At 50.3% G+C, this 22,980-nt stretch carries 25 protein-coding genes; 14 read left to right on the top strand and 11 right to left on the bottom strand.

Translation table 11 applies throughout. The features are described 5' to 3' along the window. Complete coding sequence (atwA, locus tag MCON_RS01665; RefSeq protein ID WP_013718315.1) at nt 1–1,602, bottom strand: methyl coenzyme M reductase system, component A2; 1,602 nt, start codon at nt 1,600–1,602, stop codon at nt 1–3. 404 nt (nt 1,603–2,006) lie between these two features. On the opposite strand from atwA, the gene MCON_RS01660 reads away from it, so the two are divergent. Continuing rightward, entirely contained in the window at nt 2,007–2,516 is a 510-nt protein-coding gene (locus MCON_RS01660; RefSeq protein WP_013718314.1) for a nitroreductase family protein, read from the top strand. A 45-nt stretch (nt 2,517–2,561) separates the two neighbouring features. After that, a complete protein-coding gene (locus tag MCON_RS01655; protein ID WP_013718313.1) occupies nt 2,562–3,128 on the top strand; it encodes a flavin reductase family protein in 567 nt (188 codons plus the stop codon). Nucleotides 3,129–3,176: 48 nt separating this feature from the next. Here the strand turns inward: MCON_RS01655 and MCON_RS01650 are convergent, their stop codons facing one another. The 3 genes from MCON_RS01650 to MCON_RS01635 all read right to left on the bottom strand — a co-directional run bounded on the left by MCON_RS01650 (nt 3,177) and on the right by MCON_RS01635 (nt 4,944). After that, nucleotides 3,177–3,488: a DUF3303 domain-containing protein gene (locus tag MCON_RS01650; protein WP_013718312.1), complete on the bottom strand. Its 312-nt coding sequence runs from the start codon at nt 3,486–3,488 to the stop codon at nt 3,177–3,179. Nucleotides 3,489–3,855: 367 nt separating this feature from the next. After that, entirely contained in the window at nt 3,856–4,428 is a 573-nt protein-coding gene (locus MCON_RS01640; RefSeq protein WP_162144985.1) for a hypothetical protein, read from the bottom strand. 60 nt (nt 4,429–4,488) lie between these two features. Then, nucleotides 4,489–4,944, bottom strand: coding sequence for a hypothetical protein (locus MCON_RS01635; RefSeq protein WP_157863621.1), 456 nt, complete (start codon nt 4,942–4,944; stop codon nt 4,489–4,491). A 206-nt stretch (nt 4,945–5,150) separates the two neighbouring features. On the opposite strand from MCON_RS01635, the gene MCON_RS01630 reads away from it, so the two are divergent. Further along, on the top strand, nt 5,151–6,458 hold the full coding sequence (locus MCON_RS01630) for a sodium:solute symporter family protein (RefSeq protein ID WP_232844316.1): 1,308 nt from the start codon (nt 5,151–5,153) through the stop codon (nt 6,456–6,458). A 110-nt stretch (nt 6,459–6,568) separates the two neighbouring features. Here the strand turns inward: MCON_RS01630 and MCON_RS01625 are convergent, their stop codons facing one another. Beyond that, on the bottom strand, nt 6,569–6,811 hold the full coding sequence (locus MCON_RS01625) for an RNA chaperone Hfq (protein WP_013718308.1): 243 nt from the start codon (nt 6,809–6,811) through the stop codon (nt 6,569–6,571). A gap of 259 nt (nt 6,812–7,070) precedes the next feature. On the opposite strand from MCON_RS01625, the gene MCON_RS01620 reads away from it, so the two are divergent. Both MCON_RS01620 and MCON_RS01615 read left to right on the top strand, forming a co-directional pair. Then, a complete protein-coding gene (locus MCON_RS01620; protein ID WP_157863620.1) occupies nt 7,071–7,457 on the top strand; it encodes a hypothetical protein in 387 nt (128 codons plus the stop codon). Nucleotides 7,458–7,532: 75 nt separating this feature from the next. Next, the gene (locus tag MCON_RS01615; protein ID WP_157863619.1) at nt 7,533–7,910 is read left to right on the top strand and encodes a hypothetical protein; all 378 of its coding nucleotides are present in this window, start codon (nt 7,533–7,535) and stop codon (nt 7,908–7,910) included. Nucleotides 7,911–8,104: 194 nt separating this feature from the next. Here the strand turns inward: MCON_RS01615 and MCON_RS01610 are convergent, their stop codons facing one another. The 3 genes from MCON_RS01610 to MCON_RS17040 all read right to left on the bottom strand — a co-directional run bounded on the left by MCON_RS01610 (nt 8,105) and on the right by MCON_RS17040 (nt 10,747). Then, nucleotides 8,105–9,202 (bottom strand): RNA-guided endonuclease InsQ/TnpB family protein, encoded by a 1,098-nt coding sequence (locus tag MCON_RS01610; RefSeq protein ID WP_013718305.1) that lies wholly within the window; start codon nt 9,200–9,202, stop codon nt 8,105–8,107. A 32-nt stretch (nt 9,203–9,234) separates the two neighbouring features. Then, nucleotides 9,235–10,488 carry an IS110 family RNA-guided transposase gene (locus MCON_RS01605; RefSeq protein ID WP_013719824.1) on the bottom strand — a complete coding sequence of 418 codons (1,254 nt, stop codon included), beginning with the start codon at nt 10,486–10,488 and terminating at the stop codon, nt 9,235–9,237. Between the two features lie 211 nt (nt 10,489–10,699). After that, a complete protein-coding gene (locus MCON_RS17040; RefSeq protein ID WP_157863879.1) occupies nt 10,700–10,747 on the bottom strand; it encodes a helix-turn-helix domain-containing protein in 48 nt (15 codons plus the stop codon). A gap of 270 nt (nt 10,748–11,017) precedes the next feature. On the opposite strand from MCON_RS17040, the gene MCON_RS16810 reads away from it, so the two are divergent. Next, nucleotides 11,018–11,179 (top strand): flavin reductase family protein, encoded by a 162-nt coding sequence (locus tag MCON_RS16810; protein WP_013718302.1) that lies wholly within the window; start codon nt 11,018–11,020, stop codon nt 11,177–11,179. 184 nt (nt 11,180–11,363) lie between these two features. After that, the gene (locus MCON_RS01595; RefSeq protein WP_013718301.1) at nt 11,364–11,579 is read left to right on the top strand and encodes a heavy-metal-associated domain-containing protein; all 216 of its coding nucleotides are present in this window, start codon (nt 11,364–11,366) and stop codon (nt 11,577–11,579) included. A gap of 93 nt (nt 11,580–11,672) precedes the next feature. On the opposite strand, the gene MCON_RS01590 is transcribed toward MCON_RS01595, so the two are convergent. Continuing rightward, nucleotides 11,673–12,353, bottom strand: coding sequence for a hypothetical protein (locus MCON_RS01590; RefSeq protein ID WP_162144984.1), 681 nt, complete (start codon nt 12,351–12,353; stop codon nt 11,673–11,675). A 104-nt stretch (nt 12,354–12,457) separates the two neighbouring features. Then, nucleotides 12,458–12,904, bottom strand: a complete 447-nt coding sequence (locus MCON_RS01585; RefSeq protein ID WP_013718299.1) for a hypothetical protein — start codon at nt 12,902–12,904, stop codon at nt 12,458–12,460. A gap of 357 nt (nt 12,905–13,261) precedes the next feature. Here MCON_RS01585 and MCON_RS01580 point away from each other — a divergent pair, with 357 nt between their 5' ends. Genes MCON_RS01580 through MCON_RS01570 form a run of 3 tightly spaced genes read left to right on the top strand, consistent with a single transcriptional unit; the run spans nt 13,262 to nt 16,957 of the window. Next, entirely contained in the window at nt 13,262–15,205 is a 1,944-nt protein-coding gene (locus MCON_RS01580; RefSeq protein ID WP_013718298.1) for an oxidoreductase, read from the top strand. Nucleotides 15,206–15,241: 36 nt separating this feature from the next. After that, nucleotides 15,242–16,111 carry an acetoacetate decarboxylase family protein gene (locus MCON_RS01575; protein ID WP_013718297.1) on the top strand — a complete coding sequence of 290 codons (870 nt, stop codon included), beginning with the start codon at nt 15,242–15,244 and terminating at the stop codon, nt 16,109–16,111. 27 nt (nt 16,112–16,138) lie between these two features. Further along, nucleotides 16,139–16,957: an SDR family NAD(P)-dependent oxidoreductase gene (locus MCON_RS01570; protein ID WP_013718296.1), complete on the top strand. Its 819-nt coding sequence runs from the start codon at nt 16,139–16,141 to the stop codon at nt 16,955–16,957. 15 nt (nt 16,958–16,972) lie between these two features. On the opposite strand, the gene MCON_RS15470 is transcribed toward MCON_RS01570, so the two are convergent. Beyond that, on the bottom strand, nt 16,973–18,292 hold the full coding sequence (locus MCON_RS15470) for a hypothetical protein (RefSeq protein ID WP_013718295.1): 1,320 nt from the start codon (nt 18,290–18,292) through the stop codon (nt 16,973–16,975). Between the two features lie 93 nt (nt 18,293–18,385). On the opposite strand from MCON_RS15470, the gene MCON_RS01560 reads away from it, so the two are divergent. The 4 genes from MCON_RS01560 (at nt 18,386) to MCON_RS01545 (ending at nt 22,970) form a co-directional block, all read left to right on the top strand. Next, nucleotides 18,386–20,011, top strand: coding sequence for a DUF362 domain-containing protein (locus MCON_RS01560; protein ID WP_013718294.1), 1,626 nt, complete (start codon nt 18,386–18,388; stop codon nt 20,009–20,011). Nucleotides 20,012–20,174: 163 nt separating this feature from the next. Further along, nucleotides 20,175–21,086 (top strand): MerR family transcriptional regulator, encoded by a 912-nt coding sequence (locus tag MCON_RS01555; protein WP_013718293.1) that lies wholly within the window; start codon nt 20,175–20,177, stop codon nt 21,084–21,086. A gap of 181 nt (nt 21,087–21,267) precedes the next feature. After that, nucleotides 21,268–22,356 (top strand): iron ABC transporter substrate-binding protein, encoded by a 1,089-nt coding sequence (locus MCON_RS01550; RefSeq protein WP_013718292.1) that lies wholly within the window; start codon nt 21,268–21,270, stop codon nt 22,354–22,356. Continuing rightward, the gene (locus tag MCON_RS01545; protein ID WP_013718291.1) at nt 22,353–22,970 is read left to right on the top strand and encodes a class I SAM-dependent methyltransferase; all 618 of its coding nucleotides are present in this window, start codon (nt 22,353–22,355) and stop codon (nt 22,968–22,970) included. Before MCON_RS01550 ends, MCON_RS01545 begins: the two co-directional genes overlap by 4 nt. Nucleotides 22,971–22,980: the final 10 nt, after the last annotated feature.

Genomic DNA, 22,980 nt, shown 5'->3' with positions numbered 1-22,980 from the left:
TTAACTCCCCAGCATCTCCTTCTCTTCTTCTTCTGTGATCCTGCTCAAAACCTCGTCCGGCAGGCCGGTGAATATAGCCCTCCCATTACGCATGAGCATGGCCCGATCACATACGTTCTTCACGAAATCCATGTCATGGCTCACGATAATGAACGTCTCGCCCAGCTCCTCGCGGGCATTGAGGATGGAATTCGTGACCTCGATCTTGGTGATGGCGTCCATTGTTCCCGTGGGCTCATCCAGGACCACTATCCTCGGCTCTTTTATTAAGACCTGCGCCATGGCAACCCTGTGCCTCTCGCCCTCAGAGAGCTCATGGGGCATCTTCTCCAGCACTGCTTCTGCCTGCTCCTCAGAAAATCCAACCGTCTCCAGAGTGTGAATGGCCTTCCTCTCCGCCAGCTCGAAGGGAAGAGAGAGGCCTATGGCTTCCGTCAGGTTCTCGATAACGCTGCGAGAAGGATAGAGGGTATATTCCTGATGGAGGATGCCGATGTATTTGGTGGCGCGACCTCGACCGTTGGAACCGAGGACGGTCATATCCACCCATTCGTCCCCCACCCGCACAGAGATGCTGCCGCCGGTGGGAGTAAGAATGCCGCTGATCATCTTGGAGAGAGTGGTCTTGCCGCCCCCAGAGATGCCCACCAGACCGAAGATCTCGCCCTCATTGACCTCCAGGCTGACCTCATCCACCGCTTTTACCACGCCCCGGTCTATGCTGATGTATCTCTTCGAAAGGCCGTTGGCCTTGATCATCGGCTCGCCCAGCTCGACCTCTTCCCGCTTGGCTAAAGTTCCAGCCATGGCCAGGAACTGAGCGGCTACATCCTTTGGCTTGCCTTCTGCCTTGATCTCTCCCTGATCAAGCAAAATAGCCCTTTGGGTCAGCTCGACCATGACATCTTCCCAGTGGCTGGTGATGATCAGGGTCATCTTGAAGTCGTTGACCGCTCGCTTTATGGAATCGTGAACCACTCTGGCTGTGGCTGGGTCGAGAGTTCCCGTTGGCTCGTCTGCCAGCAGGATCATGGGAGATTTGGCCAGCTGACGGGCCAGGACAACGCGCTGCTTCTCTCCCCCAGACAGCTCTCGGGCGACATGCATCAGCCTATGAGATAGATTGACCTCATCCAACAGGTCTGCAGCTACATGGACGCTCATAGTGTCTCCTGTCTCCTCCACCGCGCGCATCACGTTCACGATCACCCGCTCGTCTCCATAAAGTGCAAAGGTCCTCTGCAACATTATGGCAATCCTCTTCACAACGTCGCGCCTGAGAGGATCGTTTATATCCAGAGATACGAAATCGGCATCAAATGGCTCCAGAGTGCTCCCACACTTGCAGCTTCTTCCCACATGGCTGGGCGGCTCTACATGATGGCATTTGCTGCATCTGGCGACGTGGTAGATCACACTGCCAGATATATCCTGGAATGATTCTACGCCACGCAAGACATGCATCAAGACGCTTTTGCCTGAACCGCTCCTTCCCAAAATGCCGACCGACTCTCCCTCCTCAATGACCAGATTCACATTGCGAAGAGCTACAACTTCGCCGAATCGAACTGTCAGATCCTTAATCTCGATAAAAGGTGCCAAATTTATCATGCCTCATAAATTCATTATAATTTAAGGGTTCATCCGCGTATTCACCCGCGACCAAACCATGATACAACACCCATACTGTCCGAGACATAACGCCAGTGCCGTTCATGATATAATCCGCCTTCTTGGAGGATACAATGCTACTTAAGTTTATCCGAAGCTTTGAATACGTCTCGCCGATAACGATCGTTATGGCAATTCGCCCAGTGGATTCAGTTGATGCATAGGCGAGAATTCCGGAATTAGCCAGATGAAGAATTAGCCATATCGTATTGGCTAACCAGATCCCCTCGCCCAGAAGCGCTATTCATCTCGCTTGAATAAGATACTGCTGGATCGCAATCGCCAAACAAATTTATAAAGAACTAAGACACTGTTATCTCATTGGAGGTGTATCTATGGAAGCCCTGGAAGCAATAAAAACTCGCAGAAGCATCAGAAAATTCAAGCCTCAAGATATCCCCAGAGAGATCTATAGAGAGCTGCTTGAGGCGGCCATGCTTGCCCCCTCTGCCGGAAACGAGCAGCCATGGCAATTTGTGGCGATAGACGACCGCAGGATTCTGGATCAGATTCCCCTGATCTGCCCCACTGCGGCAATGTGCAGGCAATCCCCTCTGGCTATTCTGGTTTGCGGGGACAGCAGATATGAGAGATATCCAGATTTCTGGGTGCAGGACTGCTCTGCTGCTGTGGAGAACATTCTGCTGGCTGCGCATGCCCTGGGCCTGGGAGCGGTATGGGCTGGAGTCTATCCTATGAAGGACAGGATAGAGGGATTCAGGAGACTATTTGCCCTTCCGGATGAGATCACACCATTTGCCCTGATCGCTCTGGGCTACCCGAACGAAAAACCGGCCCCCTCCAAAAGATACAAGGAGGAGAGGGTGCATTATAACCAATGGTAGAGAGATCATCGGATATGATCGGGAAATGATGAACGAGGAGTTCGTATGAAGATATCTCTGGGAAAGAAGACCTTGCTGTATCCTGCGCCGGTTTGCGTGGTTGGGACCTATGACCATGCTGGAAAGCCGAATGTGATGACCGCTGCCTGGGCAGGCATCTGCTGCTCCAGCCCGCCATGCATTGCCGTCTCTCTTCGCAAGGCAACTTACACCTATGGAAATATCCTGGAGCGAAAAGCTTTCACTGTGAGCCTGCCCTCTGAGGAATACATTCATCAGGCGGACTATTTCGGCATGGCCTCCGGGAGGGACGAGGACAAATTCGCCAGGACAAGGCTCACCCCAGTAAAGGGGGAGTTGGTTGACGCTCCTTTTGTAAAAGAGTTCCCCCTCGCCCTGGAATGCAGCCTGCACTCCTCTGTCCAGATCGGTCTGCACACGGAATTCATAGGAGAGATTCTGGATGTCAAAGCGGAAGAGAGCTGCGTGGGTCCCGATGGCCTTCCGGATATCGAGAAGATAAGGCCGCTTCTGTTCTCGCCTGAGGGGCGCAAATATCACGGGGTGGGAAAATTCCTGGGCAGTGCCTTCCAGATGGGAAGAATGATTTAGGATGATCTTTCATCACCCATCTATGCCATTCGATCTCATTTATATAAATTACTTTGGCTTCGATTCAATCATAGCTTTATCGATTGCTCCTATAACTTGATCCACACTAAGAACCGGCTTTGCATCGAATGAGATATATGGATACCATTTCAGTATTTGATCGAATAGCTCAGATTCATTTGTTTCCACAATGCAGTATCCGCCAGATGCATCACAATACGATCCCCAGTCAATCATCTTACCAGATTTCAAATTTGCCCTTGCCACTTCGAGCAATGATAACTGTAACTTAGCCATCATAGCAGGATCCGCTGGCATCAATGACTCGTTCTTTTGCCATTTAATGAGATACTTTGTCATTCTCTTCACCTCGCAAAATGTGTTTCTTGTCATATACGTAATGATTATTTATTAATTTTTCGACCATTCAGAGCTGCAGTATCCTTGGGATACCTGCTATTAGCGGGGAGAAGATGGATCGAAGCAGATTGAGGAGATGCGCCGGGATAAGTCAAGATAAAATAGAATTTCTGAAATTCATGTGTTCTGCGCCGCTTCAGTTTGATTACATCTATTCTAAGCTTGAGGCAGATCAGAGGGACCGATGCAATAAAGAAGATAGTATCTTAAAATTCCAGAAGGCAGAAGCGTGCGGCCCTAAGCACATTCCGCTTTTAGAACGGGTCGGACGCATGCAGTTCGAACTTAATTATTTTCTCCTCTTTTTTTATCTTTCCGCCTCAAGCGCTTTCTTTCTCCCCTTATAGGTTGTGTAGGTGATAATGGCGGCAATCAACAGCGAGACCAAGATCAAGGTCATAGAGACCATTATCATACGAAGCAAACCCTCCAGGACCTCATTTCCCACTGCCAGGATAACCTTCGGCCCGGGCTCAGATGGGTAGGACGCATTTATCACATGGATTCCTGCATCTTCCGCTCGGAAAGCCATGAAGGACTGGCCAGAGCGCCCACCGATGGAATAGGTTGAGCCGGTTGGTGCGGGATAGGTCTGGAGCCTTCGGCCAGAAGACTTTTCCATCACCACAATCTGAAGGCCTGGTATTTGCTCAACGGTCATATAGAAGCTGCCATTGAAGTAGCTCTTATTCTCGTAGAAGATGGTATACTCCCCAGGCTCCTTGAGATCAAGCTCCAGCTCACCGGGTGCGGCCATCTGGCTCAGGCCGCCGAAAGAGCTTGATATTCCGGTGGTTAGATACCAGGTAAATGCGGCGAATCCTGCAATCACAATCAACAGGGCAAGACCATATCGCCAAACGCTGGGTATTGTGTCCATGCCTGTCATGAGGGAATGCCTTGCATCATAAAAAGCTATGCGAGAGCCCGGAACGGACCCTCAGATAGATAAGAATCTGAAATCAATAAAGAGACCCATCAATTTGCCATCCTCGAAGCATCCATAGACAGGATAGTTGCCGGGACCGGGACTCAGCTTGAGGCTGTTATCCTTGTCGGAAGCGATTATCAGCCCGCTGTCAGTCTTTAAGAATCCCATCAGCTGGCAACTTGAAAGTGGGAACTGGATTGAAGTCATCTGCTTTTGACCCATCTGGGTCCCATCGGACTTGAAGATGTCGGATGTGAATGGGTCCCCGCCCACCCATGGACCGCCAATACCCTTTTCGAAGAGTTTCTCCATCGCTTTTTCAGCAGGCCGATATTCAACGCCGTCCAATGAATAAGCAATCGCGGTCAGCGATAATGCCGCCATCAGCATGATCAGCACAGCCATTCCGAATTTTTTCATTGTTTTCACCATCCACGATAATTTTTGAATGACAACTACGCGCAAGATATTTAAATTTCTTCCGGCAGAACTCCCCCGGAGAGATCCAGAAAGATGACCAGCCTTATAACTGCAGTCCCACATTGTCCAGGAATGCAATACAAGAGACGTAATCAGCCATATGCTTTCCAGGAGGATTTACGAATCACGCGGTCATAGCGATAGCAGTTTATATGCTGGCCATTTTTATCATAGGAACTTGGCGCCATCGATTGAAAGGGCTGGCGGACTTCCATCTTGCTGGCAAAAACCAGGGGACTATAGCCCTCACAGGCACCTTTTGTGCAACGATAATGGGAGCCTCCACAACCATAGGAATGGCTGGCCTGGGATACAGCCGGGGGCTTCCCGGTTCCTGGTGGCTGCTCTCGGGCACAATAGGAATGCTGTTGCTGTCTGTTCTTCTGGCTGAAAAGATAAGAGCCACCGGATGTAGCACTCTGCCCCAGCTTGTCGGCTCCTTCTGGGGGGAGAGAGCAAGGGCTGCTGCATCTATTCTCATCGCCATTTCCTGGATAGGCGTGATCGCCGTTCAGATCATAGCTTCTGGAAATATCCTTTTAGCGGTCTTTGGTGGGGATATATCCCATTACATGGTTGCCTGCACTATGGTATTCGTTCTCTATACTGCATATGGAGGAAAAGTTTCCGTCATAAGAACTGACATGTTTCAGATCCTGATAATAATTTTTGGAATGATAGCCCTTTTCTGGCAAGCCTTGAAGGCCGCGGGACCCTTGCCCCTCATCCAGCTGAGCTTTCCCACATCTGCTGAAATGAATTGCTGGGAAGTGATCTCCATGATTTTGGTCGTAGGTTCAGCTTACCTTATTGGCCCGGATATGTATTCGCATATATTCTCCTCCCGCAGCTCAAAAGGGGCGAAGGCGTCTGCATTCATTTCCGCGGTCCTCCTGATACCCCTGGCATTTCTGATCACCTCACTGGGAATATTCTCCAGATATCTCTATCCGACAATCACCCCAGAGCAGGCGATTCCATCCCTGATGGCAGGGCTCCTCTCGCCAGCGATTGTGGGCTTGGTGGCCGCAGCTCTCCTGGCCGCCTTTATGTCCTCAGCCGATACCTGCCTCATGACTGCCACATCTATCCTCACCTTCGATATTTATGGAGAGGTGTACAGGAGGGTGAGGAGCAACGCAGATCCAAACGCCATTCAGGACCATATGATGAAGGTCTCCAGGATAGCAGTAGTGGCAATAGGAGCATCTGCTCTAATTCTTGCAGTCTCCAATCCCGATATCATCAAAACCCTGCTCATCGCCTACACAGTATTCACCAGCGGCCTTCTCATGCCTGTGCTCGCCGGATTCTATAAAGATAGACTCGGGCTTACATGTAATGGAGCTCTCTCGGCCATTGCAGGAGGAGGGTTCATTGCCATCATTCTGGGCCAGAGCTATCCACTGCTAGGCATGACGGCCTCTGCGGTGATTCTCTTTGCAGCAAGCTGGCTGGAGAGGTGGCTGGCAAGAAGACAAATAAAGAGAATCTGTTAAAAATAGGAGAGGATGATTCTATTTGCAGCCCTTCAGTGAGCAAAACTTGCTGCGTTGCCGGCAAAGATGTCGATCACCAAGATGCACTGAGATGTCTACTGCTATCGTCATCATACGGCAGGCCTATACCCTCTGGGCTCGTCCACGACCTCGATGGTGGCAATAGCATGCTTGAATACCAGTAGCTCTCCCTTTGCAGTCTGGAGCAGGATCTCATATGAGTTGAATGACTCAATAGTCCCAGTAACCGGCTGACCTCCGGAGGTCAGACGGATCAATACCCTTTTGCCCTTTAATTTGGGTATGAATTGAGGCGAGGATTGCTTTGCAGTGGATTTTTCTTCATCAGACATCTTTCATCCCTTGATCCGAAACATTCTTTGCGATTAATCGATCCATTCCCTGTGTAATGCCGCAATTTTTCACAAGTCTCATCGCTGGCAATGAGACTGCGATATAAGGCTTTGTTTGCAGCCCCCTTTTGCTGACTCATATGAGTTTCTACTCACAACGTTATCAATCTTGCGGCATTAGCATGATTTCCCAGATCTATATTGCAAACGGGCAGCAAAGCGTATTTAAGCCGGCGATGAATCAGACCTTTTGGGATATATGAAGTGCACGATTCTAATTCTAGCCATATTGATGGCCCTTGTCCTCTTTGCGGAGAGCAGATCACCAATCAATATCAGTGGCACTAATGGCGATATGCTATTGGCAGAGCTATCCGATAACCTTGCCAACAATTCATCCCTTTCCGCCTCAGATGAGAATAAGACCATCAACCTTTCGCAAAGCGCGCAGTCCGTGGATATCTCAGGCCATGAGGGGCAAATGCTCCTTAAAGACATTGTGAACACCACCAATGTCACCAATGAAACCGGAGCCTATGCTAACCTCTCCATGTGGGGATCTGCTCCCAAAAAAATCCCGCAAGCACCCGATTCCAGTAATGCCAGGACCATCGAGATATTGAGGATGAACCACATGGGGTATTAAGAGGGAGCAACAGCAATTTATTGAAATCATGAAAAGAATTGAAGGGATGTGCATATGGAGACGATGCTGTCAATAATGATCTGCATTAGCCTTATGATCATCTTCCCACAATCAGCTCAGTCTTTTCTGGATGTGGGAGGAGAATATGGGGCCTCATGGCTGAAAGAGCACGGCGAAGAGCCAAAAATCGAGGAGACTCGCAATAATCTCTGGAACTGGGGGAGCGCGCCAAAGGGCTTTGAGATTTATAATGGCACAGTCTACCCACCAGGATATGCACCATCATGGTACCATCCATATTATGCCGCCAATAGCACGCCCATCATCATAAATAGCAATGCAGGTAACGGCCAGCAGACAGCAGACAATACAGGCCTTGACCCATGGCTGACCGCCCAGCTCTCAGGCCGTCCTGTAGCACTGATCTCCAAGCCCAAAGGAGTGCTATTTTAATTTTTTTAGTTGGCTCCCTGCTATTTGGTATGGGTGGACTTGAATCAGAAATTCTCTGTTCCTCTGTGGTGAACCGCGATGCACTGACCCAACCGAGACACAGAGGAACAGAGGCCATATTCTCTGCCTGAACTCACCCCCATAATTCAGCGAAGAGCCTTTTAGTTTCTTTCGTGAAGTGACTGCTCCCCGCCCTAAATAGCAGGGCTTCCACGGCTTCCTGTGCCGACAGATTGCAATCCCAATCTGAGAATATTTATCGCTGCGTTCCAATCCCGGTCCATCGACAGCCCGCACAGAGTGCAGTTATGGACTCTATCGGACAGCGACTTTTCAATGAGAGTACCACACCTGGAACACATCTTAGACGTATTCCTTGGATCTACCAGGACCACCACCGAACCGGCACTTGCAGCCTTGTAAGAGGTTAAAGTCACTAGCATGTTCCAAGCTACGTCTGAGATGCTTTTAGCCAGGCAATGATTATGAACCATGCCTTTGATGTTAAGATCTTCAAAAGCTATTAGACCAAATCTATCTACCAAGTTATGACTAACCCGATGGGCAAACTCATATCGCTTGTTAGCTATCCGCTCATGGACTCGCTCAACAACCTTAAGAGCTTTCTTGCGATCTGGAGTTCCTTTAGGAGCCTTAGAGAGTTTCCTTTGGGCTCTAGCTAACTCGTGTTCTTCTTCTCGGAAGAATCGAGGATTAGCTATCGTCTCACCATTGGAAAAGGTGGCGAAGCTCTCAAGGCCGACATCAATACCTACTACAGCCCCATCTTTCCAGGGGGGGAGAGGAACATCTTCCGTTTCGACGGAGAAGCATGCAAACCATTTGCCTGTGGCTGTCCTTCTGACGGTCAGCCGTTTGATCTTGCCTTCTATCTGGCGATGGAGCTTGATCTTGATATCGCCTATCTTGGGAAGACGTACCATGCCGTTAACAAGATTGCCGCCCTTCTCAGGTTGTGGATAAGTAAATGAATCGTACCAACCCTTCCCTCGGAATCTGGGATATCCGGGTTCTTCTCCCGCCTTAATCCTTCTGAAAAAGGCTTTAAAGGCTAGATCTACCCGCTCCTGAACATTCTGAAGGGTCTGAGCATATACGTCTCTCAGTTCGGGTTTATCCTCTTTCCAACCAGGAAGAAGAGCGTTCGTTTCATATTTGGAAACTGATTTGCCTTCATTCTCCCAGGCGTTCTTTCTGTATGCTAGAGTCTGGTTGTATGTCCATCGGCACAAGTCCAGCGTTCGCTCCATCTTGGTTATCTGAGACTTCACATGAAAAACTTAAAAAAACAAGATGCTGCGGATCATCCGCATCCCTCCTTCAAATCTTTCTCCACCAAGTATCCTGCCTGACTGATGATCTTTATCATCTCGTCGATATCCATCATTCTTATGGGCGAAACAGAGCTGGGAATTTTTGGTTTGGTTTTCGTGACCTCTGGTTCTTGATAATTCTCGTGATTCATAAGCAAATGATAGATGATGCAGAGCACTTTTCTGGCGAGCGCAACGGTTGCAATATTCTTCTTTCCGCACCTTGCCAATATCCTCTGGAAGAATCTCATTAACCTTGAATTCTTCTTGGTCCTGGATATGGCTTTTGCAACTTCCACCAAGATCCTTCGCATATGCTTAGATCCCGTCTTAGTGATCTTCCCAGTTCGCAGCTTCCCTGCCGATTGGTAGACCGAAGGCACAATACCGAAGTACTTTGCCATCTTATCCGCACTCGGAAAGTCCCTGTAATCTCCCATTTCTGCAATAATGGTAGCTGCCGAAATGAATCCAACACCTGGAACAGACAAAATAATTTTCAAATCATCCTCGAAGGGTTTGACTTTTTCGGCGATCTCAGCTTCCAGAATTTTTATCTTCTTGCTAATATCATCTATGACATCAAGATTTGCCTTGATCAAAAATACCTGAACGGGATCTAATCCATTCTTGATGGCTTCTCTGAGTTCGTCCTCCTTTTTCCGAATCCTCTTCGAAGGTATTCCAGATATGATCTGATCGATCGTCTTTCCTTCCAGAAGCCTATCAATGATATATCTTCCAGATTTGCCAAAAGAGTCGGATATGACTGAGGAGAGCTTGATGCAGCAGGTCGAAAGTGATTGATGAATCTGGTTCTTGATTTTGGACCTTGCATTGACCAGTGTCTCACGAGCACGAGTTATGCTTCTTAGATCTCGGTAGTCTTTTGGATAGATTCTGGAGGGCGTGATGAGATTATTGAGACAATATATCGCGATTCGTTCCGAATCAAGTTTATCGGTTTTCTTGTGCTCAATATTCCGGATCTGATATGCATTGGCCAGGATAAATTCGACATGACCTTCTAGAATGGTGAAGATAGGATACCAAAAACCTCCCGTGGATTCTACAGCCAGCCTCTGGCATCTGTGGTTTATTATCCAGGATCTGAATGCCAAGAGGCCATCTTGGTTCATATTAAAACGTTCTTGGAGCTTCAATCCACTTCGGGATATCATTGTAGCAATAAGAAAATCCTTGTGGATATCTGCTCCGCAAACTATTTCCTTATCTGAGTCCATCGTCTCACTTGCCTGATATGGGCAGATGATGATCACTCGTGCGTGCAACTTCACATACGCGTTCAAAGACGCATTTGGGCATCCACGAGATCATGGTTGTCTTTGTGTCGAGATCATGTCTCAGGTCACAGATCAACCTTCACTGCCCATATCAGCCTTGCCTATGGCTCTATGGGTTTTTCATGCTTTGGGCATGATCCCCGCCTGAGGATCATGGGCTCTTTGTGGGATAAAGCCTGAACTTGTAAGCCTTAAGCATGTACAGTTCTACGCTGTTATAGTATATTAAGGTTCATAGCGTAGGGCGGGGTACGATTCATCTCCGGCCTAAAGACCGGAGCCCTCTCTACCCCTGCGCCCCAGCACTGTAGAGACGGAGAAAAAACGTATGAGAACATCCGCCAGACGGGCGAGTTCGTGGTGAACGTTCCACCTGCAGGGATGGAGGATGCGGTCATGGTCAGCGCCAGGAGCTATCCCCCCAGAGGTGGACGAGTTTCTGGCAGCCGGGATTGCACCCAGATAATCCTTGAAGGTCAGGGCACCCGGTGTCGAGGGCTGTCTGGCCTGGGCCGAGTGCACCCTGGAAGAGGAGATAGCAGGAGAAAAGTTCGTGCTGGTGATCGGAAAGGTGGTTCATCTGGAAGCTGACGATAAGTTCTTCAATTCCGAAGGCGAAATGGACTTCTAAGGGGCAAGGCCGCTGGGGGCTATTCTGGGGCATGGGGGTTTGCACTTCACCTATCCATCCTTTTCCGGAAAGCATGCGGATTACAGGGAGATGTTCCTTTCCACTTCCTCCCAGCAAAGGCCATAAATGGGAGCAGCCTGCCAGATATGCAATCGAAAGAAACCGAAAATAGGTCTGATTTGATATGTCGGGAAATAAGAAGATCGAACTGAAGATCTCTGGTATGGCCTGCGGCGGATGTTCGGCTGCGGTGGAAAGAGCCCTCTTTGGTCTTGACGGTGTCAGCAGTGCCAGGGTCGATCTAGGACAGAAGACCGCCTACGTAGAGTATGATTCCGCAAAGCTGTCCGAGCAGGACTTCAGGCGAGCGGTGGAGGCTGCGGGATATAAGATCGAATGATTCATTGGCTTCGCCCTGGACCTGACGCCCAGGGCGCCCTTCCTGCATCCCTCGAGCAGCAGCCGCGCTGATGGGCCGTCTTATCGATGGATGCTAAACCGCAGCCGTTTTCTCCAGCTTATAAATCCTCATCCGCCCGTTGTCAAACGACTTGGAGAATCCTTCGATTTCCTCGCCGCCGACCATTCTGGTGAAGATGGTCTCCTTGCTTGGGTACGATCTTGTTCTGGAAGTCTGGTTGACTTGAACGCTCAGGTAGTCGCTTAGGTTTTCTTTAGCCGCCATTATCAACGAGAAATACTTGCCCATATCGTCGGCCATGACCAGCGCATAATCCGCTCCATATTTTTCTGCGATCTGCATGGCCGATGTAGGATTATCTGATATAAAGAAATCTGCAACATCCCGGACCCTCTCTTCAGGCTCAAAGGGATACCACAGAGCATATTCTATCTTATGCCAAGGCTTGCTTGGATCGGTATAGCCACCAATAGTATTCCTGATCTCCCGAGAGGCCTCGGCTATCACCGCCTGGCGGTGTGCAACCCCCGTTATCCCATCAGCATAATCCCACCAGGCCAGAACAGTGGCATCGCTCTCGGTGTTGTTGGCCATCCACTGGTAGCCTTCTACTGCCTTGCTGTCTCTCAGGATCCAGTCTGGTGACTGCAAGCTGCCAAACTCCAAACGCATTCCAGCCAGAGCTGCAACCAATACCAGTACAACTACTGCTATGCCTTTTATCCTGCTGCTGATTCCCTTTTGTGTTTTCATGGACATCTCCCCAGATAGAAAAACAGCTCCTGAAACCATCTTCGCTCTCTGCTTCTTTGGACACCATCCCATCCAGTGCTCAATGATCTCAGAGACATTCACGGTCAGATCATCCCCATAACTCTAGCGAATAATTCCTCAGCCATCTTGGTGGGATCAGCCGTCCGGTTAAGCACTATGCCCAGCTCGCCAGCGTAATCCCAGAGCAGCTCTATGCACTTTGCGTACTCATCGCACGACCCGCAATCGCCATCGTGTTCGTACCAGACCTGCAGGCCATGTTTGCCGGAGATGAAGACGATGGCATCCACACCCAGCGGGACCGAACGACCGAGAAGAACGCCTAACTTTGGATTGATCTTCATGATGGCGATTCTATTTGCTGTTGCCATATCTCGAAGAGCAATCTCGACTTTCTCATCTGCCTTGAGAAGGGCTTTCGAGACCGCTTGCCTGGAGATCCCAAAGCTCACCGCTATCGCCTTATTGGACATCCTGGCACGTCTCAGCTTCCAGAACTCGAACTGCTTTCCGTTGGTTAACCAGTTCATGCGTCAACCTATGCAAGTTGACAATTTATAGTTTTCCCCGGCAATCAGAAGGCTGGAGATGAAAATAGGAGTGTCAAGGTACATATCAATGAAACTTAGCTTAGGAAGCCCAAGCTACAACAGCTTTTCGCATCGCAGCTATCTGCTTGCCTACACACGCCTGCCTATTCAACACCCGATTTCATAATATAATCGACAAGCTAATCTATTATGAATTGAAGAACATATGATGGATTATGTCATGATGCAGATTACAAAATTTCGAGAATTAGCCTCGAATAGATCACAGAACCAAGACAGCATACCAATTCTTCATCGCAAAATACTCAATAAATTCCACTATAGGTGTTGAAGCATATGTACGAGAGACTGTTCAGCACGGGGCGCATTGGGCGGATCGAGATCAAGAACCGAGTTGTGATGACGCCGATGGGTACGGTGATTGCAGCTCCAGGGGGAGGCGTCAACGACGACATCATCGCCTACTATGAGGCGCGGGCTAAAGGTGGTGTCGGTCTTATCGAGAGTGAGCTCTGCCGTGTGCTCAATGGTGCTGGAGCGGCCATGACCTGCCAGCTGGCAGCACGAAACCTCGCTGACGTTGCTGGATTGGCACGCCTCGTTGATGTCGTGCACAAGTACGGCACAAAGATATTCATCCAGCTCCATCACCCCGGTGGCCAGGGATCATCTGCCATCGGCGGCGAGCCTATAGTCGCTGCATCGGCAGTCAAATCACCTACTGCTTATGAGACACCACACGCACTCCAGGTCGAAGAAATAGCAAAAATCGAATCCGCCTTCATCTCCGGTGCATTGTTCACCAAGATGGCAGGAGCTGACGGCGTCCTGCTGCATGGTGCACACGGCTATTTGATCAACAGCTTTCTTTCGCCGTATCTGAACAAACGAACTGACGACTACGGTGGAAGCTTGGAGAACCGAATGCGTTTTCTGCTTGATATTATCAGAGGCATCCGCGAGCAGTGCGGAGGCGATTTCCCGATAGGCGTGCGGCTTTCCGTCGAGGAGTTCCTGGGAAAAGAGGGGAATGACCTCGAGGAAAGCTGCAGGATCTGCGAGGTGTTGAAGGAGGCAGGAGTCGACTTCATCGATGTGAGCTGCACCATTCCAGGAAGCCCTGAGGTCTGCGCATGCATAGAGCCCGGCACCTACGAGCAGGGTTGGAAGAGATATATGGCAGCTGAGATAAAGAAGCACGTGAACATTCCAATTATTGCGGTCTGCAATATCAAAGAGCCCGATGTAGCCGAAGAGATACTTGTCGAAGGATGCTGCGATTTCATCGGAGTGGCCCGTGGCCATCTGGCAGATCCAGAATGGTGCAACAAGGCCCAAGCGGGAAAAGCCCAGACAATCCGCAAATGCATTGGTTGCCTCTCCTGCTTCCAGGAGATAGAGAGCCAACGCCACGTCAAATGCGCAGTAAATCCAAAACTGGGACGGGAGCGGGAGTTCGAGAATCCCAAATATAACGGCCAAGGGCGAACGGTCGTGGTCGTCGGTGGTGGACCGGCCGGCATCGAGGCAGCGTTGCTTCTCGATAGTCGCGGGTTTCATGTCGTGCTCTTCGATCCGGCAAAACGTTTAGGAGGCACTCTGAACATCGCCGACAAGGGCGTGGGCAAGGAGAAGATAACAAGGCTAGTGGACGGATTGATTGCGCAGGTTTCTGCGAGCGATATCGAGCTGCGGATGGGAGAGGAGGCAACCGTCGAGAAGGTCAAAGCCCTATCGCCCTGCGGGATTTTCGTAGCCTGTGGTGCTATAGCCTCGATGCCGCCCATCCCTGGCATCGATGGAAAAAATGTCGTCACTGCCGAGGATGTGCTCATCGGAAAAGCCCAGCTCAAAGGCGATTGCATTATCCTCGGCTCGGGAATGACGGGACTTGAGACAGCGGAGGTTGTGCTGAAGGCCGGGCACCGGACAACGATTGTCGACATGCTGCATGAAATCGGCCAGGGCGTACCCATCATGGTCCTAATTGATATCAAACGGCGGCTGTCAGAATATGGGCCGGCTTATATGCTCGGACATAAGGCCTTGGAGATAGCCGAGGATGGAGTTGTCTTGGAGCGCGTAGCTGATGGAGAAAAGGTCTTCGTCAATGGCGAGACGATCATCTTGGCGCTCGGAGTTCAACCCCGAAAAGAGGTTTTGAAGGCCTTCAGGGATGCTTTTCCACAGGCGCATATCATCGGGGATGCAAACCGCGGAGGAAGGATTCTTGAGGCGACACAGGAAGCATATGGCAAGGCATTCGTCTTTGAATCCTGACCATTCCTGGAATGGAAAAACTAAAGAGGGTCTGTAATGAAGAACGGAAGCTATTTCATCGAACGAGAAAAGCTCAATGCTTTTATGAAGGGGGCTGCGATGAACGAGGAGGAGGGGCTCTACATCTTCTGGGAGACCGATCCAAAGGTCGCGCGACGTGTGCTGCCGCCGCAACTGGAATTGATCGATCCCGAGCATCCTCAAGTCTACTCCTACTTCGTTAACATCAGGGAACCAACCTTCGCCCCATGGTATATGGAGGCCGGTATCGGAATACTTGGTGCTCGGTACAAGGAGCATACAGGCCTGTATTTCTGCAACCTGCAACTGAGCGGGCCGGGCGCGCAGATGGGGCTGCTCTCCGGTCGGGAGATGTCGGGGCTTCCCAAGAAGATGTGCGAGAAGATCGTTGTTGAGCGAAATGACGATATCGCACACGTAGTGGTAGAGGCAAAGGGCAGGCGCATCTTCGAGGCCGAGATAGAGATTGGAAGCTATAACGAGCCGATAATGGAGGCTGGATTCACAGACCTCGTCCCCGGTGCGAGCGCAGACGGCTACTGTTTTCTATTCAAATACGACATATGTTCTGGCAAAGACGACAATGTGATCCTGCAAAACGCCACCCTCCTCGGATACGACAGCGTTACTGACTACAGGAGCTGGGAGGCTGCCAGCATAAAATCGATTTCTATGGAGCCGTCGCTGGACGACCCCTGGTCGGAGCTGGTCGTCATCAAGCCATTGGGTGCCGCATACTCCATCAATTCCAACTGGGTTCGAGGGATGCATGTACTGGCGAGATTCGAGGAAAAGGAGTCTGATGACCTATTCAGCTACCTGTTCGCCGGTCGTTACGACCGCTCGACCATCAGCACGGGCCATCAGCGTTATGGACAATACTAATAGCGATTTTCGAAGGGAGGAGAGAGAATGAGTGAGACGAAAAAGTACTACGAGAACAAGGTAGCCGTGGTTACCGGTGGCGCATCGGGAATTGGGCTGGCTCTCTGCGAGGCGATGCTGGCCTCGGGCGCCAACAAGGTCATCCTGGCCGACATCAATAAGGAGAAGCTCGATCGGGAGAGGGCCCGGCTCGAAGTAGAATATCCGGGCAGAGTGCTCGGCCTGATGTGTGACGTTACCAGCGAGGAAAGCGTAAAGGATTTGATCGCCAAATCTGCAGCCTTCGGCGAAGGGCGTATAGACATACTCTTCAACAACGCAGGAGTGGGTTTGAGTGGTCTATTTGAGCAACAGACCAATGAGATCTGGGAGAAGGCTTTTGCGATCAACTTTTATAGCGCCATCTACGGCATACGTGCCGCAATTCCAATCATGCGAGCACAAGGCGGCGGCCATATCATAAATGTGATATCAGGCATAGCGTTTTCCCCTATGGCTCAGCAGTCGATGTATTCTGCGACAAAAGCCGCATTGAACGGTTTAACTCTGGCCCTTCGTTATGAGTATTGGGATGAGAATATCTGCTTCACCTCGGCAACGCCTGGCACAACGAAAACTGGTATCTGGGCAGCAGGAGGCATTGAGCCACCGAAAGGCGCTCAGACTGCCGAGCAGTCGGCGAAGAGGATCTTGGAAGGAGTAGCAAGGAAAGACCGTCTCGTGCTGGGCGATGATGCTGATGTCGAAGGCGCGACCAACTGCTTCAATCCCAAGGCCGCTGAGGGTATGGACGCATATCTGCTCGATGTGGCACGCAAGCGCAGGAGCGGTGAGTGGGTCGTGTAGCCCGAGGAAGACGCGCTATGGAGAAGGCATGGACATACCATTTAATTTTTGGGTGATGGCGACCAAAATCAGCACCATTAATCCCATGATGATGATGAGTAGAGGAAGGAGCAGGGCATAAGCGATCATCCCGAAAAGGCCGGGAAGGAGCAAGGGTGCAAGCATGTTGATGCCAAAGAGGATGGTCACGATCCCGGTTACCGTCAGCACGAGGGTTAGTTGCTTGACGATAGGGGGGAGGGCAACCGATTCCGCAGGAGGATGGCTGATCTGATACACCCTTGGACCGACGATCTTGGTGGCGAGGAGCAGCACTCCTGAGATGATGTTCTGGAGCCCGATGAGCGGCTGGATCACACCGGTCAGGATTCCCGGAACAATACAAGAGAAAAACCCTATGGCAGCAAACAGTATCCCTAAAGCTATCGCTGGCCATGATCTGCTCATCTCTTTTCCCATGAACTCTCCCAGGGCGAGCAATTGAAGGGAGGTCAGCACCAGCAGAAGGCCGAGCTGGCCATCGGAATTAAAAGAGGGTATTATTCCAAGAATCATTAATAGAACCAGGATTCCGAGCAGTATCAGGAGATATCCCTGGTAGATGTTGAAGGAGTTTCCCACCGTTAAAGACGTCTCTTTTAACAGGAAGAACCCGCGTTTTGTTGTGGATGGCTCCAGCACTCTCTTCGCTTCTGTTGAGCGGTATTGGTGAGCTGCCATATGGATGCACCGGGCAAGGAAGAGCAGGCTTGCCCCAAAGAGGAGAAGAAAAACTGCTGTCAGAGGATTGGGCATGATGCCCGGAAGAAGAGTGATAATCCCTAATACTATCTCGATTCCATATACAAGGGCGCAGGCGACCGTCAGTTGCTGGAGGATACCGGGAACCTTCATCCACACTCTGGCCTTGTCCTCTGAAATGAACAATTGCAGCATCCCCACGGTCCCAGCGATAAGGACCATTAAGCCTGCAATTATACGGATCGTCGCGTTCAGGTGGACAGGATAGAAGATGGCCAGGGTTCCGAGCATCGCCGCCAAAAGCCCAATGACTACGACCAACCATGAGCGGAGGACGTCTCCGAAAGGCGTCTTTCCCATTGTGATGATCTGCATCGATACGAGAACCACGAAAATCCCGTACATGCTCCCCTCACTGTAGGGCAGCATTCCTCTATCGATCAGGAAAAGGAGCGCTCCAAATAGGAGAAAAAAGACCCCTCCGACTATCAGGAGAACCACTTCGATGGATAGGTCGATCTGGGCTTTTTTCATGATATTGGACTGCAACTGCTGTTGAGCCAAAGAGTCCGGCTGGAGTTTCCCGTTGTTCAATTTAATCCGCCACCATCAATCTCCATGAACGAATTACTGATAGTCGAAAGATATTAATCATTCTGCTCCAATTGAATCTCGAGGATTATTGTTATGAATAACTCTGATAATTCTGTCTCTTCCACCTGTGCTGATGAGAAGTTATCTCCCGCGGTCGGCATCCACTACTCCAGCGATATCAGCCGTCGATGGGAAAAGATCAACGCGGACATGAGACAAATCCAGGTTTCCGGTGTGCAAGGGACAGACATTTCCGCGGTTTACGCCAATACGAGCACCAGGCGAAAAATTCCCCCAGATAATCCCCTGCCAACTGTGGGTTTTTCATGCATGACCAGGGAACCTGCTGACGACGAGATACCTCATCTTGTTGATGACGCTATCGCCCAGGTGCTGGGCCCACGAGGCCTTTCAGAGATCATCAAGAGGGGCGACAGGGTCGTCATCAAGGTCAACGTCGTCGGGCCAAGCCAGGGTCTTCCAGGCGAGAAAGGCAGGGGGATCATATCCGATCCGAGGATCGTAAGGTATGTTGCCGGAAAGGTGCGAGAGATCATCGGATTTGACGGCAGTGCGGATCTTAAGGTAATCGACGCAACATTCACTCCCGAAAAGAATCCATCCGACAAAAATAATCCTCAAAGTTTTTATTATGCCCGTTTGCAGCGAAGTGCAGGAAATTCCGTCGAGGCAAACGATATCTGTTATGACTATGATGCCGATGGTATTCTCGATGGAGGGTCCGGGGCCAAGCTCGTCAACCTCGATTCCGTTCAGAAGTCAGACCGGTTCCTTGCTGTTGTCGATGAGCCTATACGGGGACGGTCTGAGGTTTGGCTCCCCAAGTTCCTGCGGACAAAGGATCAGGCACAAGGTGAGTCAGAATACTGCGATGTTTATATCGGGATACCCATTCTGAAAAGCCATGGACTTTGCGGCACGACAGGAGCACTAAAACTCCACTGGGGATCGATGCTCGGCCTCCTTGAAAAGCAGGAGCATGCCGGATATGGATTCGGTACAGGGGACATCCGGATGTTCCTTGATTACCTGTGTGCGCTGAACCGTGCAAGAGGATTCGACCTGGTGATCATGGATGCACTCACTGGAAACCGGAGCGGCCCGGCGAACAAAGTGGAAGATAAGGATGCCAAGACCGATTTCATTCTCGTGAACGCAATTCTCTGTTCGAGAGATTCCGTGGCAATCGACACTGTTGAGACGCTTCTTAGCGGATACCAGCTGGATTCGGTTCCCCTCCTGGAATCAGCATTCCGGGATGGGATAGGGATCAATAAGCCTGCTCACATCGACCTGCTGGGATTCGATGCGTTTGCCAATCACAAGCAATGGTTGCGTGAGCATTATTCAGGCTGCATGACCGGGAGTTATCCGTTCGAGAATGGATGGGGAAATGCAAAGATCCAGGATGACTTCAATGCCCCCGTGGACGTAAAAGTATCCTGCAAGAGAGAGGGCACTGGTTATATGTTCGAATACACGGCATCAGAGCCTACCCCCTGCATCCACAAGCTTGCGAGGATCGATCTTTTGGTAAATGGGACTGTTGTGCAGCGGATCTTCGACAATCTTAATGGTGGAAGAGTGGCGATCGACCTTGCGGAGTACAGAGGCCAGAATGTGCGATGCCGCATTGCTGCCTGGGATATGGCGCTCAATTGCACGCTTTCGGAAGAGACGGAAATGAAGGTAGATTGAATCGCTGCCTTCGAGCTGTAGCAGCCATCCGATTGGATCTGCTGAGCGGGCAAACGCTTTAAGGCCATTGCTTTCGTCTCTATGCAGACGGGTTCATTTCAAACCTTCTGCCGGGGCAGACTGCCAGCCTATTTATTTACCGGTGGGACCATATCAATCAGCAATGCCAGCCGATCGAATACCGATAGCCAGGTTCTCAGCCATCACCAGGATATCCCAGAGGGCGCTGCGTTACTACGACCGATTGGAAATCCTGGTACCGGAGGCAAGGGATCCCTTCACCGGCTATAGGTACTACACATCCTCCCAGATGGAACTGGGGGTGAAGATCAAAGCCATCTGCAGCCTAGGCTTCTCACTTGAGGACTTGAAGACATACCTGCAAGCCGAGGCTTGCGGCGATTGGGATACTGTTGATAGTCTCATGGAGGGACGGCTCTCTGCCGTCCGGTTGGAGATCTTGCGGCTGAAGAGGATCGAGGCCTTGCTGAAAGAGGAACGAACGGAGTTGATAGGAATGGCATTAACAGAGCCTGCGGTAAAAGATGTACCGGCACTGCGAGTCATCTGCCGGAAGGAGACGGGAATTCTCAGCCCAACCATCGAAAAGCTGATCGGAGAGCTATTCTCTTTTGTCGATCTCCCAGCCAGCAAGAGAAATCAGTTGAAGGTTATCGGTCCAGTCATCGCCATCTACCATGAGGACTGTGCGAAAGGGAATGAGAATGATAGAGAAAGAGGAGACGAGCATGTCAGCGTTGAGGCCGAGGCTATCTCCGATTGGTCGGAGAAGGAGGTCAGCATCGAGGTCGCCCTTCCCATTGCGGGAAAAGTGGAGGGTGAAGGTTCAGGAATCGAGGTCAAGAGCCTGCCGGCTGCCAGAATGCTTTCGATGATCCACAAGGGCAGCTATCCTACCCTGCACAAGTCCTACCAGTCCGTCTTCAAGTACATGGCCGGGGCCGGTCTGGAAGTAGCCGGACCGATCCGGGAGCTGTACCTTAGTGATCCCTGCAAGACGGCAGAGGAGGAGCTGTTGACTGAGATCCAGATTCCATATAGAAAAGAGAGGTGATCTCGGGCCGAGCAACGGGGTTCCATTTATCGAATTTTTTCTAAAAATACAGGTATTTTTAGGGCAGGGTGGCAGTGGGCAGTTTGATTCATAAATTTAAGAAAAGTCTGGCCAAGAGCCATATTTTAGCTCAACTAACTATTTATAGTGCTGCGATATCTCAATTCAGCGGGTTGATACCTTGAATGAAAAAAGGAGCATAATTGTTCTGATTTTTATGCTATTCCTGGCTATGAATGCCTGTGAATGCATGGCACAAGAAATTCAACAGGCATCAGGCACCGTACAGATCACCGACATGTTGGGCAGGCAATTAACCGTTCCTGAAAACATTAGCTCTGTTATCTCTACGTCTCCCCCGTCCACAATTCTTGTATACATGCTCGCACCCGACAAACTTGCAGGCTGGAATTTCATAAATAATTTTAACCATACTTTAATGGATGAAAATTATCAGAGCCTGCCGGTAATAGGAGGCTGGTATGGGACACAAACCGGGAATTATGAGACTATGATTAACATGAGTCCCGACATTGTAATAGAAGGTTACACTACAGACGGCGAAGTCCAGGAAACTATCAACCGCAGGCAGGAAAAATTTGGCAGCATCCCGGTTGTAGCTATCGATGGCTCCATCATCTTCGTTACGAAATCCGATCCCACCATCGAGTATGTGGGGAAGTTGCTTGATTGCAAGGATCAGGCAGAAAAGCTGCTCGAATTCCGCAGTTCAATCCTGACAAAGATCAATGAGACAGTAAAAGATATCCCAGAGGACGAAAAAGTGCGCGTTTACTATGCCGAAGGTCCCACAGGACTGGCGACAGATCCATCTGGTTCGCAGCACTCCCAGGTGATCGACATCTGTGGCGGCATCAACGTTGCTGATTGTCCCCTTACTCCAGGAAACGGCATGACGCAGGTATCCATAGAGCAGGTTATGAACTGGAACCCAGAAGCAATAATCACTTCCAGCCCGCAGTTCTATAAAACAGTATACTCCGATCCTATCTGGACAAGCGTCGAAGCTGTACAGAACAAACGAGTATATCTGGCACCGCAGAATCCGTTCTGCTGGATAGATAGGCCGCAGGGCCCTCACCTCATCATCGGAACGGCCTGGACTGCGAAGATGCTATATCCTGACCTCTTTGCCGATATGGATCTAGACAGCCTGACCGGTGAATTCTATTCGGAATTCTTCCACTATGCTCTCGAAGATAGCGATCTTGACATGCTATTGCATCCTGAGGCCAAGATAACGAAATGAGAGAAAATGGCAAATCCCCGGGTTTTGCTTATATTGCGGAGCATATCTTTGCTCCCATTTATCCAGTCATAGCAAACCATATAGTCACAGAGAGCGGGATTAAGAGCGGCAGATGCCTGGACCTGGGATGCGGCATAGCATCCCTGGGGATTTCCATTGCCCAGATCACAGAAATGCGGACCTATGGCGTTGATCTCTCAAGAGAGATGTGCAGGCTTTCACAGGAGAAAGTTCTTCATCACAGGATAGCGGACAAGGTTGTTCCTTTGATTGCTGATGTACATGTGCTTCCCTTCCAAAATGGCTGCGCCGATCTCATTGTGAGCCGTGGTTCCGTGTTTTTCTGGAATGATCTTCCTGCTGCCTTTAATGAAATAGCCCGCGTTCTTGCGCCCGGCGGGCAGGCATGGATAGGCGGAGGTTTTGGCACCAAGGAATTGAGAGAACAGATATCTGAAAAAATGGCCGCTATCAATCCCCAGTGGCAGAACAATTCCAAGGAACGCCTCAGCCCGGAAAACCAGAAGGTCATAGAAGAAGCAGCAGAGCAGACCGACCTCGTCTGCCATACGGTCCGGGATGATTCCGGGTTCTGGGTGGTATTGAGCAAATAGAGGGGGCAGA

This window comes from Methanothrix soehngenii GP6 (genome assembly GCF_000204415.1).
Taxonomy (GTDB): domain Archaea; phylum Halobacteriota; class Methanosarcinia; order Methanotrichales; family Methanotrichaceae; genus Methanothrix; species Methanothrix soehngenii.
This window is presented reverse-complemented; position numbering and strand designations above follow the sequence as displayed.